At 73.7% G+C, this 12,388-nt stretch carries 11 protein-coding genes; 9 read left to right on the forward strand and 2 right to left on the reverse strand.

Annotated features, from left to right (window positions below):
• Positions 1 to 227: 227 nt before the first annotated feature.
• Positions 228 to 1,406, reverse strand: a complete 1,179-nt coding sequence (locus ACFYNP_RS02090) for a hypothetical protein (RefSeq protein ID WP_388781746.1) — start codon at positions 1,404 to 1,406, stop codon at positions 228 to 230.
• On the opposite strand from ACFYNP_RS02090, the gene ACFYNP_RS02095 reads away from it, so the two are divergent.
• From ACFYNP_RS02095 to ACFYNP_RS02135, 9 genes are all read left to right on the forward strand, one after another.
• Positions 1,405 to 2,448: a hypothetical protein gene (locus ACFYNP_RS02095; RefSeq protein ID WP_388781748.1), complete on the forward strand. Its 1,044-nt coding sequence runs from the start codon at positions 1,405 to 1,407 to the stop codon at positions 2,446 to 2,448. The genes ACFYNP_RS02090 and ACFYNP_RS02095 overlap by 2 nt on opposite strands.
• A 48-nt stretch (positions 2,449 to 2,496) precedes the next feature.
• On the forward strand, positions 2,497 to 2,934 hold the full coding sequence (locus tag ACFYNP_RS02100) for a phage tail protein (RefSeq protein ID WP_100575468.1): 438 nt from the start codon (positions 2,497 to 2,499) through the stop codon (positions 2,932 to 2,934).
• A gap of 2 nt (positions 2,935 to 2,936) precedes the next feature.
• Positions 2,937 to 3,659, forward strand: coding sequence for a LysM peptidoglycan-binding domain-containing protein (locus tag ACFYNP_RS02105; protein WP_388413637.1), 723 nt, complete (start codon positions 2,937 to 2,939; stop codon positions 3,657 to 3,659).
• On the forward strand, positions 3,656 to 5,581 hold the full coding sequence (locus ACFYNP_RS02110) for a VgrG-related protein (protein WP_388413640.1): 1,926 nt from the start codon (positions 3,656 to 3,658) through the stop codon (positions 5,579 to 5,581). Before ACFYNP_RS02105 ends, ACFYNP_RS02110 begins: the two co-directional genes overlap by 4 nt.
• Positions 5,582 to 5,591: 10 nt before the next feature.
• Positions 5,592 to 6,032 (forward strand): GPW/gp25 family protein, encoded by a 441-nt coding sequence (locus ACFYNP_RS02115; protein WP_100575471.1) that lies wholly within the window; start codon positions 5,592 to 5,594, stop codon positions 6,030 to 6,032.
• On the forward strand, positions 6,032 to 7,978 hold the full coding sequence (locus ACFYNP_RS02120; protein WP_388413643.1) for a putative baseplate assembly protein: 1,947 nt from the start codon (positions 6,032 to 6,034) through the stop codon (positions 7,976 to 7,978). The genes ACFYNP_RS02115 and ACFYNP_RS02120 overlap by 1 nt, the downstream gene beginning before the upstream one ends.
• Positions 7,975 to 8,544: a phage tail protein gene (locus ACFYNP_RS02125; RefSeq protein ID WP_388781751.1), complete on the forward strand. Its 570-nt coding sequence runs from the start codon at positions 7,975 to 7,977 to the stop codon at positions 8,542 to 8,544. The genes ACFYNP_RS02120 and ACFYNP_RS02125 overlap by 4 nt, the downstream gene beginning before the upstream one ends.
• A 6-nt stretch (positions 8,545 to 8,550) precedes the next feature.
• Complete coding sequence (locus ACFYNP_RS02130) at positions 8,551 to 9,834, forward strand: NADase-type glycan-binding domain-containing protein (RefSeq protein WP_388781753.1); 1,284 nt, start codon at positions 8,551 to 8,553, stop codon at positions 9,832 to 9,834.
• Positions 9,835 to 10,073: 239 nt separating this feature from the next.
• Positions 10,074 to 10,421 (forward strand): hypothetical protein, encoded by a 348-nt coding sequence (locus ACFYNP_RS02135; protein WP_388781756.1) that lies wholly within the window; start codon positions 10,074 to 10,076, stop codon positions 10,419 to 10,421.
• A gap of 108 nt (positions 10,422 to 10,529) precedes the next feature.
• Here the strand turns inward: ACFYNP_RS02135 and aspS are convergent, their stop codons facing one another.
• A complete protein-coding gene (gene aspS / locus ACFYNP_RS02140) occupies positions 10,530 to 12,296 on the reverse strand; it encodes an aspartate--tRNA ligase (RefSeq protein ID WP_388414272.1) in 1,767 nt (588 codons plus the stop codon).
• Between the last annotated feature and the right edge of the window lie 92 nt (positions 12,297 to 12,388).

Genomic DNA, 12,388 nt, shown 5'->3' on the forward strand with positions numbered 1-12,388 from the left:
CGCTCAACCCCGGCCGCCCAGCGCCCGGTTCAGCCCGCGCGAGGGACCACGCCCGGAGCGGGTAACGCCCCGGCGACCGCGAGCCCCGCTCCCGGCGCCCGGCTCCCCGACGCACCCGGGAGCGCGACCACCGCCTCAACGGATGCTGTACAGCGCCGAGTTGAGCACTCCGTCCAGCCCGCACAGGCACCCACCCCCGCACCCGCGACGCCCCCGACGACCGCCGTTCAGCGAGCCCGGGCCGACCGGCCGGCGACACCGGCGGCCCCGGTGCCTCCCGTACCCGCGGTGTCCCCCGCGCTGCCCGACGCTCCGCAGGGCGACACGGGCCTTCCCGTGCGCAAGAGCGGGCGCGACGAGCCCCGCTCCCCGGGGTCGTCCGGCATTCCCGCCGTGCAGCGGACCGCCACGCCGCCCGGGGCATCCTCAACTGCCGCCCCGGGCAAGGCCAGTGCTCCCTCCGCCCCCATGACTCCGGCCCCGGCAACCGGTGCCGACCCCGGCCCCGCCGTGCGGCGCCCCGTACCGCCGAGCCCCGCCGCGCCCGAGGCCATGCCCGTACGCGGCGAGGGGTCCAAGCCCGGCGCGACGCCGGCGCCGACTCCCGCACCGGCACGGACTCCCGCAGCCGCGCCCGCACCGGCGTCCCCGGTCCAGCGGGCCACGCCCGCGCCCGGGCCGCAGACCACCCCGCCCGCCCGCGCGGACAAGCCCGTTCCGGCGAGCCCCATCGGGCCGCCGATCCAGCGTTCCGCCGTGGTGCCGCCCAGCGCCGCGAACACCCCTCCGAGCACCGGCCCCGCCACCCGGCCGGGCACCACCGCGCCGAACCGGGCCGCGTCGGCACCGGCGCCTCGGGCCGCCGACGCCCCCGCGGTCGTGCAGCGGGCCGGTACGGAGGGCGGTCCGGTGGAGGCTCCCCGTGCGGCGACCCGGCCGACAGTGGGGTCGACTCCGCCCCTGCACATGCCGGTTGGGCCGTCGGCCGGCTCCGCCACCCCGGCAAGTCCCGCGAGCCCGTCGGGCAGTGCCGGGCACGGGGCGTCCGGGGTGACGTCCGGGGGTGGGGTACCCGGGTCGCGCCCGACGGGGCCCCGCTCGGCGGCTGCTCCGTCCAGCGGGTCCGGGGCGAGTCCCGCGGTGCAGCGGGCTGCCACGGCCCCGACGAGCCACCCCGGCTCGGCTGCCCCTTCCGCGGTGCCGCAGAGCCAAAGCCGTCCGGCCGCGCCTTCGGCGACCCCGGGGGGCGGGTCCGGTCCTGCCTCACCCTCGGCGACCCCGGCAGGCGCGACCCCGGCGGGCACGGTCCCGGCGGGCAACGCCCCGTCCGCCGCATCCACCGCAGCCCCGCAGGCCGCGCCCGTACGTCCGACCACCACGAGCGCGTCACCTCCCGTGCTGCCCATGCCTGTTCAGCGTGCCTCGGCCCCGGGCGGGCGCTCGCTCACTTCCGCCCCACGTGCGGTGGTGCCCTCGTACCAGCTCGACCCCGTCGGCGTGGTGCGGCGACCTGCCGCGCCGCCGGCACAGCCCGCGCCCCCCGCGTCCACCCCCGGCACGACTCCCGCTCCCGCTCCCGCCCCGGCCCCCGCTCCGGTGGAGGCCGCGCCCCCCGTGCAGCGCAAGCCCATGGTGCGGCGGGTCAGCCGGGTGCAGAGTCCGACGGCTCCGGAGGCCGGTCGGCGGCGGCCGCTCATCGGGGCGCCCATCACCCCGGCCCCGGCCCCCGCCCCCGCGCAGGCCCCGGCCCCCTCGCCCTTCGCCACCCCGGCCGCCGCTCCCTCCGCTCCCGCCGTCCAGCGCTCCAGCGCCCCCGAACCGGCGGTCCCGCCGACCCCCGCCGTCCCCTCCGCGCCCGTCGAGCCGCTCCGGAAGGTCCGCCTTCCCGGGCCGGCTCCCTTGCAGCGCGCGATCGCCGCCGGGCCCCCGCTCGCCTCCGCGCGCCCCCTCACCACCCGGCACCAGAGCGCGCCGAGTCTGCCCGGCGTGCCCAACTCCCAGGCTGCGGGCCGGAGTTCGGCCGCCCACCCCGCCCCGCTCAAGCAAGCGCCCGCCACCGGTGACAGCCGGCCCGTCGTGCCGCTGCGGGGTCCCGCCCCGCGGCCCGGCATCCCGCAGCCCACCGTGCAGCGGGCCGTCGCCGAACCCGCACCGGCGCCCGTCGTCCCCGTACGCCGGAGCAGCCCGATGCCCGCCGCCCCGGCCCCGGCGCCCGCGCCGAAGCCCGCGTACTCCGCCCCCGTACAGCGGCAGGCGGGTCCGACCCCCGTGCAGCGGACGGAACCGGCCGGTCACGCCACCGCGAGCGCCCCGCCCGCCGGGGACGCCGAGCCGCCGACGCACGACATCGACGCCCTGGCCCGCAGACTCGTCGCCCCGCTCTCCCGGCTGCTCCGCGCCGAGCTGCGCGGCGACCGTGAACGGATCGGGCGGCTGCGCGACCGCTGACCGGCCACCACCTGCCCGTAACCACTCCCACCGACGGAAGACCACCCCATGCCCTCCACCCTTGACCCCGGCTCCACCGTCTTCTTCAAGCTGACCATCGACGGCCAGAACCTCGGCCTGTTCAACGGGTGCGACGGTCTCGCGTCGGAGGTCGAGGTGGAGCAGCGCCAGGAGGGCGGCAACAACGGGTTCGTGTGGCAGCTGCCCACCCGGGTCACGTTCTCCACGATCCGGCTGACCCGGCCGCTGACCGCCGACACCTCCAAGGTGGCGTCCTGGATCTCCTCGCTCGCCACCGGCATCACCCGGCCCACCGCGCAGATCGCGGCGCTGCGCGCGGACGGTTCGATCGTCGCGCAGTGGGGTCTGGTCGAGGTCCTGCCGGTGCGCTGGACGGGTCCGAGCCTGGACCCGGCGAGCCCGAGCGTGGCCACCGAGACCCTGGAGATCGCCCACCACGGATTCACCGACGCGGGAGGTGCGTGAGCATGGCCGCTCCCACCGGAGGAAAGTCGGCGGGCCTGTCCCGCGCCACCCTCGCCATCCACCAGCCGCCCACCGACCTGGGCGGCTCGATGGGCGGGCGCATCGGCGAGGTGAAGTTCCAGTTCAACCCGTCCCAGGTGCAGCTCGGCCGGTCCGCGAACTGGATCACCACGCCCGCCATCTCCTACAGCAGGGGCGCGCCGCCGAAGTTCACCGGCGCGATGCCGGCCTCGCTGCAACTGGAGGTGTTCCTCGACGCCTCGGGCACACCCAGCTCCAACACCGTGCAGAACCAGGTGGAGTTGCTCCTGTCCTGCTGCGAGGTGACCTCGCAGAGCATCAGCGCGAAGGCGCCCTCGCCGCCGTGGGTGGAGTTCAGCTGGGGTTCGTTCTCGACGGTCCAGTTCGTCGCGTACGTCACGAGCGTGAACGCCAACTACACGCTGTTCAGCCCCAACGGCATGCCGCTGCGCGCCACGTGCACGCTGTCGCTGACCGAGGTGTCCAGCGAGACCAAGCGCCAGAACCCCACCTCGGGCGCCCTGTCCGCGCGCCGGGTGCACCGCACGGTGGCCGGGGACACCCTGGCCTCGCTCGCCTGGCGCGAGTACGGCGACGCCACCCAGTGGCGTGTGATCGCCGAGGCCAATGAGATCGACGACCCGATGCGGCTGCGGCCCGGCACCGAACTGCTGCTGCCCGCTTCCTCGGAGGACATCGCGTGACCGAGAAGACCTTCACCACCGTTCTGCACGTCCAGCTGAACGGCACCGTGCTGCCCGACCCGCTGGCGCTGCGCCTCATCGAGGGCTGGGTGGACTCCTCGGTCAATGTGCCGGCCGCCTTCCAGCTCACGTTCAGCGACAAGGACAGCCAGCTCACCACCAAGTTCCCGATGCTGAAGATCGGGGCCAAGGCGGTCCTGAGCCCGTTCACCGACGGCAGGCGGGGCGACCCGATGCTGACCGGCGAGGTGACCGCGATGGAGGTCGACGCCGAGCCCGGCGCCGGCCGCACCCTGGTCGTGCGCGGCTACGACCCCGGCCACCGGCTGCTGCGCAACCGCCGGGTCGAGGGCTACCCGAACATGACGGCCTCCGACATCGCGCGCCGCGTGGCCGGGATGAACGGCCTGTCGATCGGCAAGATCGAGTCGACGTCGACGGTGTACGACCTGGCGACCCAGCCCAACATCACCGACTGGGACTTCCTGTCCCGCCTGGCCGCCGAGAACGACGTGCGCCTGTCCTTCGACAACAAGGGCAAGTTCAACTTCGCGGGGCTCGCCCCCGCCTCTGGCGCCCCGTCCGACACCACGGCGGCCGCACAGAGCCCGTTCGTCCTCGACTTCGGGGCGAACACCCTGCACAGCCGGGCCTCGATGACGGCGGCCGGGCAGGTGCGGAAGGTGAACGTGCGCGGCTGGGACATGCGCACCCGCCAGCAGCTCAACGCCCCTTCCCCGGCGGTCACCAGCAAGGACATCGTCGCCGACATGACCCCGGGCCAGGTGACGCTGCCCTTCGGCCCCGCCGAGCTCACCGCGACCCAGGTCCCGCACACCACCCTGTCGGAGGTCACGCACGCCTCGCGCGCCCTCGCCGACGACGTGACGGGCGCGTTCGCGGAGCTGGAGGTCGCCGTCACCGGCAACCCCGAGCTCAAGCCGGGCACCCCGATCGCCGTGAAGGGGGCGGGCTTCCCCTTCGAGGGCAAGTACACCGCGACCGGTGTCCGCCACGTCTTCGCGTCCGGCGAGAAGTACACGACCTGGCTGAACGTCTCGGGCCGCCAGTTCCGCTCGCTGTACGGGCTCGCCTCGGGCGGCACCGACCAGGCGCCGCAGATGCCGGGTGTCGCGGTCGCCCTGGTCACGAACACCAAGGACCCGCGGCGCATGGGCCGGGTCCGGCTGCGCTTCCCGTGGCTGTCCGCGACGTACGAGAGCGACTGGTGCCGGGTCGCGCAGTTCGGCGGCCGGGACGGCGGCGGGCTGCTGCTTCCCGAGGTCAACGACGAGGTGCTGTGCGCCTTCGACCGGGGTTCGCTTGAACACCCGTACGTCATCGCCGGGCTCTACAACGGCATCGACAAGCCCACCCGCGAGCCCGACAACTATCCGGCCGTCGACCCGACCAGCGGCCAGATCAACTGGCGTTCCCTGACGGCCCGCAGCGGGCACACCGTCGAGCTGCTCGAAAGCGGCGGGGCGGCCCGCATGTCCAGCGGCATCCGGCTGCGCACCGGCAAGGGCAGGCTGCACATCCAGCTGAACGAGGCCCGCACCTCCCTGACGATCAACAGCGACGGCAGCGTCGAGATCAAGGGCATGCGCACCGTCGACATCGAGGCGGGCGGCAACCTGTCCCTGAAGGCCGGCGGCAACCTGAGCCTGAAGGCGGGCGGCGCCATCGAGATCGACGCGGGCATGGCCATCAACGTGAAGGCGGGCCTCGCCCTGGACATGAAGGCGGGCGGCGAGGCCTCCATCGGCGCGGGCGGCCTGATGGCGCTGAACTCGGTCGGCGCGACGACCATCAACGCCATCGCCAACCTCACCATCGACTCGGCGACCGTCCTCGTCAACGCGCCCGCCTTCTCGATCCAGTCGGCGGCCCCGCTGGTCAACGGCATGCCGATCGTCTAGGAGAGTTGAGATGAGCGAACACTTCGTCGGGGCCGGCTGGGCCTTCCCGATGCGCACCGAGCCGGGCGGCGGCATCGCCCTGGCCCGGCGCGACCGTGAGATCGAGGAGTCCATGCGCCTGGTGCTCGCCACCGCGCCGGGCGAACGTCCCATGCGTCCCGAATTCGGCTGCGCGGTGCACGACTTGGTGTTCGCGCCCGTCAACGACGCCACCGCCGGGCGCATCCGCTACGAGGTGCGCACCTCGCTCGACCGCTGGGAGCCCAGGATCGAGGTCGAGGACGTCACGGTGACCCCGGCACCCGACGAGCCGACCGTGCTCCACATCGACGTGCGCTACTCGGTGCGCGGCACCAACAATCCGCGCAGCCTCGTCTTCCCCTTCTACGTGATTCCCTCCGAGGGCGGCGACCAGCCAGGCCCGACGCCCGGCGAAAGCGAACGAAACTGATGGCCCTGCCCGCACCCCACCTCGACGACCGCCGCTTCCAGCAGTTCGTCGACGACGCCAAGCGCTACGTCCAGCAGCGCTGCCCCGAGTGGAGCGACCACAACGTCTCCGACCCGGGTGTCACCCTGATCGAGGCCGTCGCGCACATGGCGGACCAGCTGGTGTACCGGCTCAACCGGGTTCCCGAGAAGAACCAGCTGGCCTTCCTCGACCTGCTCGGCGTGACGCTGTTCCCGCCGTCGGCGGCCAAGGCCTCGGTGACGTTCTGGCTGTCGGCCCCGCAGTCGGAGCCGGTCGTGCTGCCGCGGGGCACCGAGGTCACCACCGGCCGCACCGAGACCGAGGAGGCGGTGGTCTTCGCGACCGACGACGATCTGACGATCGTGCCCTGCCGGCTCGACCAGGTGCTGCGCCAGCCGGCGGGCTCCGCCCCCGAGAACTGCTCGCAGGACGTGCTCGGCGGCACCGACGTCTCGGTGTTCAGTTCCGGCCCGCTCCCCGGTGACGTGCTGCTCTTCGGCCTGTCGGCGGCCCTGCCGAACTGCACGGCGGCGCTGCGCCTGGAGAGCCGCGTCGACGGTGTCGGCGTCGACCCGCGCCAGCCTCCGCTGGTGTGGGAGGCGTGGACGGCCGACGGCTGGGCCGAGTGCGAGGTCGCCGAGGACAGCACCGGTGGTCTCAACCGCCCCGGCGAGGTCATCCTGCACATGCCGCCCGCGCACACCGTCTCCCGGATGGGCGGCCTGGACGCGGGCTGGCTGCGCTGCCGCGTCACCGAGGCGGCGCCCGGCCAGCCGTTCTACAGCGTCTCGCCGACCGTGCGCGGCGCCTCCGCCTTCACCATCGGCGGCACCACGCGCGTCTCGCACGCCGAGTCGGTGCGCGACGAGTCGCTCGGCGAATCCGAGGGCGTTCCGGGCCAGCGCCTGATGCTGGCGCACGCGCCCGTCGTCGGCGGCGTACGCCTGGAGATCTCGGCGGGCGAGGGCTGGGAGGAGTGGGAGATGGTGGGCGACTTCGCGTCCTCGTCGCCCTTCGACCGCCACTTCACGCTCGACGCGGCCACCGGCGAGCTCGCCTTCGGCCCCTCGGTGCGTCAACCCGACGGCTCGGTAAGGCAGTTCGGGGCCGTGCCGATCAAGGGCGCGGCCATCCGCGCCTCCCAGTACGGCACCGGCGGCGGGCGCTCGGGCAATGTGGCCCGGGGCGCGATCCAGGTCCTGCGCAGCTCCATCCCGTACATCTCCCGGGTGGAGAACCGGGAGGCGGCGCGCGGCGGGGTCGACGGCGAGACCGTCGAGGAGGCCAAGACGCGGGCGCCGATCGCGCTGCGCGCCCAGGAGCGCGCGGTGACCGCGCGCGACTACGAGGAGCTGGCCCGCAGAGCCGCGCCCGAGACCGCCCGCATCGCGTGCCTGGCGGCGGACGCGGACGAGTCCGGCGACAACGCGGTGCGCGTCCTGGTCGTCCCGCAGGCCGTGCCGGACCGGGGCGGCCGGCTGCGCTTCGAGCAACTGGTGCCCGGCGACGAGCTGTTGGGCCGGGTGACGTCGTTCCTGGACGACCGCCGCCCGCTCGGCACCCGCCTCGCGGTGGGCCCGCCGTTCTACCAGGGCGTCACGGTGGTGGCGACCCTGCACTCGTTCCGCGCGGCCAAGGCCGACCACGTGCGCGACGAGGCCCTGAACGCGCTGTACTCGTACCTGGACCCGCTGACCGGCGGCGCCCACGGCACCGGCTGGCCCTTCGGGCGTCCGCTGCGGGCGGGCGAGATCTTCGCGGCGCTCCAGCGGGTGCCGGGCGTGGAGCTGGTGGACGAGGTGCTGCTGCACCCGGCCGACCCGCTGACCGGCCGCCGCGGCGACGCCACCGACCGCATCGAGCTGTCCCCCTCCGCCCTGCTGTTCCCCTTCGACCACCGCGTCCGCGTCATCGAGGCCCGATGAGCGCGCGCGGATCCGTCGACGGGCTCGCCTCCTCGCACCCGCTGGGCGGCCAGCTGCCCGCGGTGTACGCGGACGACGACTTCGCGCAGCGGTTCGTCGAGGGCCTGGACGTGGTGCTGGCCCCGCTGTTCAACGTCCTGGACTGCCTGGAGGCGTACTTCGACCCGGCGATCGCGCCGGAGGACTTCGTGGACTGGCTGACGAGCTGGGTCGGCACGGAGCTCGACGGCACCGAGCCGCTGGAGATCCGCCGGCACGCGGTGGCGACGGCGGTCTCCCTGCACCGCGTCCGGGGCACCGCCGAGGGCCTGTCGCGGGCGGTCGAACTCGCCTTCGGGGTACGGCCCGAGATCAGCGAGAGCGGCGGCGCGACCTGGTCGGCCCGGCCGCTCGGGCCGTTCCCCGGCGACGCCAAGCCGTCCCTGCGGGTGACCCTGAAGGTGTCCGACCCGTCCACCGTCGACCCCCACCGCCTCGAAGCGGTGGTGGCGGCCGCCCGTCCCGCGCACCTCCCTTTCACGGCCGAGGTATCCGCTCGCAAGACCCTCACCCCCGAAGGGAACTGACCTTTCATGTCCACCCCGGCCATGGTCCCCTGCCCCGACTGCGGCACCCCGGCCCGCGCCACCGGGCAGTCGTTCTGCGACTCCTGCGGGGCGTTCCTCCGCTGGACCGCGCCGGCGGCCCCCGCGGCCCCGCCGGCCCCGGACGCCGCTCCGCCCGCCCCGGCCGCCCCGGCCGCGCCCGCGTCGGCTCCTCCCGCTTCGGCTCCGTCCCCCGAGCCGGCCCGCCGGAGCATCGCCCCGGACGCCCCGACGCCGCCGGCCGGCACCCCGGTGTTCGTGCCGGGCACGCGGCCCGCGGGACCGTCGACGCCGCCCGCCCGGCCGGACGCGATGACCGTCCCGACCCCGGCGGTGCCGAACGAGCCGCGCAGCACCCCGGCCGCACGGGAGGCCCGTGACGCCCAGGACACCACCCCGGTCCCCGAGACGCGCGCCGCCTCGGCCTCCGACGCCGCCCGGGCCCTGCTCGTACCCGTGGCGGAGGCATCGGCGCCCGGGCCGGCGCCCGAGACCCCCGGCACCGTGCTCCCCGGCCGCCCCGAGGCCTCCCGGCCCCGGGTCCGCTCGGCCGGCCCCGTCGAGGAGACCGGCGCGCCGTGCCCGGCCTGCGGCACCCCCAACCACCAGCACCGCAACTTCTGCCGCAGCTGCGCGACCCCGCTCACGCCGCGCCGCCAGGACAACGCGACCGGCCCGTACGCCGGCCAGCGGCCCGCGCTGCACCGGGATCGCAAGCGCTGGATCGCCAGGGCCTTGATCGCGGTGGCGGTGGTGGGCGTCGTGGTGGGCGGCATCATCGGCGGCCCCCCGGCCGCGCGGGCGGTGCAGGACCACTTCGCCAAGCGCGTGGCCGTCCACCCCACGGACTGGAAGGCGTCCCACTCGGACCCCAAGCACGGCCCGCAACTGGCCGGTGACAGCTACTCCAACACCTGGTGGGGCACGGGCTACGCGGGCGACGCGGAGGGCACCTACCTGGAGGCGACGTTCGGCCAGCCGACCGACCTCCTGGCGCTCCTGATCACCCCGGGCACCTCCAAGCGCACGGGCCAGCAGTCGGAACAGGCCCGGCCGCAGGAATTCGACCTGATCGTCACCGACACGAGCGGCAAGCAGCACCTCTCGCACCGCTCGATCAACGACGGCGGAGTCCAGCAGATCAACGTCCGGGTGCGCGACGCCGCCTCGGTCCGCCTGATCCTCCGCTCGGCCTTCGGCGCGGCGAAGGACAAGCAGGTGGCCATCGCGGAACTGGAGTTCTTCGCCCGCTCGAAGAACAACAACAACTGACGCTCGGGCCGCGCCGCCTCCCGTCCGCCGCGGGCGCCCCGGCAGGGGCCGCCTCCGGCGGGCGGGTGGCGGGGCCGGACACGGGGCGGGGTGGAAGTTCCCCCACTCGGTCGCAGCAGAAAGGATTTGGCCTCCACGAACGGGCGACAGGACGCCCCACGGAGTTGGGAGGGCACGGCGACTCGGACAGGCTCGGGTCGAATCCGTCCCTCCGCACAGCCCGCAAAGGATGTCCCCCCATGCGTCTCCGTTCCGCCTTCGCCGCCGCCCTCGGCGCCTTCGCACTCGCCGTCACCCTGCCGACCTCCCCCGCCAGCGCCGCCAGCGGCCCGTTCCGCTTCACGTACGAGCGGGACGGCAAGACCCTTGAGGGCTCCCTGCTCAACCCCAAGGGCCTGTACTGCCTCACCCTGGAGCAGGTCGCCAAGCCGGACACGACGCCCGCGCACTCCCCGCGCAACCTCACCAACAGCATCGCGACGGTCTACACCGACGTCGACTGCGAGGGCGAGTCCTTCCCCCTGAAGATGCACGGCGGATCCGGCGGCAAGGACGTGAAGTTCCGTTCCGTCATCTTCGACCGGTAGCCCCGCGGCCCGCGTTCGGGCGAAAACGACCGACCCCCCGGGCCAGGGCCCGGGGGGTCGAATGCGGGCCGAGGCCCGCAGGTTGCACAACTGCCCTTGCGCGGCTGCCTACTTGTCGGCGACCGGCTTGCGCAGGGAGATGTTCAGCTCGCGCAGGCGCGACTCGTCCAGCTCCGTCGGGGCGCCCATCATCAGGTCCTGCGCGTTGCCGTTCAGCGGGAACGCGATGGTCTCCCGGATGTTCGGCTCGTCCGCCAGGAGCATCACGATGCGGTCGACGCCCGGGGCGATGCCACCGTGCGGCGGGGCGCCGAGACGGAAGGCGCGCAGCATGCCCGCGAACTCGGCCTCGACCGTCTCGCGGTCGTAGCCCGCGATCTCGAACGCCTTGAGCATCAGCTCGGGCTCGTGGTTGCGGATCGCGCCGGAGGACAGCTCGATGCCGTTGCAGACGATGTCGTACTGCCAGGCCAGGATGTCGAGCGGGTCCTTCTCCTCCAGGTCGGCGAGGCCGCCCTGGGGCATGGAGAACGGGTTGTGCGAGAAGTCGATCTTGCCGGTCTCCTCGTCCTTCTCGTACATCGGGAAGTCGACGATCCAGCAGAACCGGAACACGCCCTCCTCGAAGTGCCCGGCCCGCTTCGCGGCCTCGACGCGGACACCCGACATGATCTTGGAGACCTCGTCGAACTCGCCCGCGCCGAAGAACACCGCGTGCCCGGGGACCAGGCCGAGGCGCTCGGTGAGCACCTTGACGTTGTCGTCCGTGAGGAACTTGGCGATCGGCCCGGACAGCGAACCGTCCTCGCCGACCCGCACCCAGGCCAGGCCCTGCGCGCCGAGCGAGACGGCGTACTCGCCGAGCCCGTCGAAGAACTTGCGGGACTGACCGGCCACGTCCGGCACCGGCAGGGCGCGCACGTGCTTGCCGGCGAACGCCTTGAACTCCGAGCCCTCGAACACATCGGTGATGTCGGCGAGTTCGAGCTTGGCGCGCAGGTCCGGCTTGTCGTTGCCGTACTTCAGCATCGACTCGCGGAACGGGATCCGCGGGAAGGGCGAGGTGACGTGGCGGCCGTTGCCGAACTCCTCGAAGAGCTCCGTCATGAGCTTCTCGATGGGCTGGAAGACGTCCTCCTGCTCGACGAAGCTCATCTCGACGTCGAGCTGGTAGAACTCGCCCGGCGAGCGGTCCGCGCGGGCGTCCTCGTCGCGGAAGCAGGGCGCGATCTGGAAGTACCGGTCGAAGCCGGAGATCATGAGCAGCTGCTTGAACTGCTGCGGGGCCTGCGGCAGGGCGTAGAACTTGCCCGGGTTCAGACGCGACGGCACCACGAAGTCACGCGCGCCCTCGGGCGAGGTCGCCGTCAGGATCGGGGTGGCCATCTCGTTGAAGCCGAGCGCGACCATCTTGGAGCGGATCGAGGCGATCACGGCGCTGCGCAGCATGATGTTGCGGTGCATGCGCTCGCGGCGCAGGTCCAGGAAGCGGTACTCAAGGCGCCGCTCCTCGTTGACGCCGTCCTCGGCGTTGATCGTGAACGGCAGCGGGTTCGCGGTGCCGAGCACCTCGACCTCGCCGACCTCGATCTCGATCTCGCCGGTCGCCAGCTCGCCGTTCACGTTCTCGGTGCCGCGCGAGACGACCTTGCCGTCGACGCGGACGACGGTCTCCTTGGACAGCTTGTCCAGGGCCTCGGCGCCGGCCGTGCCGGGCCGGGCGACCAGCTGCGTGATGCCGTAGTGGTCCCGCAGGTCGATGAAGAGAATGCCGCCCAGGTCTCGGCGATTGTGCAGCCAGCCGCTCAGCCGGACGTCGCTGCCGACGTCGGAGGCGCGGAGCTCGCCGCAGGTGTGGGACCGGTACCGGTGCATCATTCGTCCAATTCTTCGCGCGACGGCGCGACTCTTCGCGAGATTCTTCGCGAGACAGGCGGGAATCAACCAGTCCAGGTTACCGCCCGGTG

This window comes from Streptomyces sp. NPDC006691 (assembly GCF_042869955.1).
Lineage (GTDB): Bacteria > Actinomycetota > Actinomycetes > Streptomycetales > Streptomycetaceae > Streptomyces.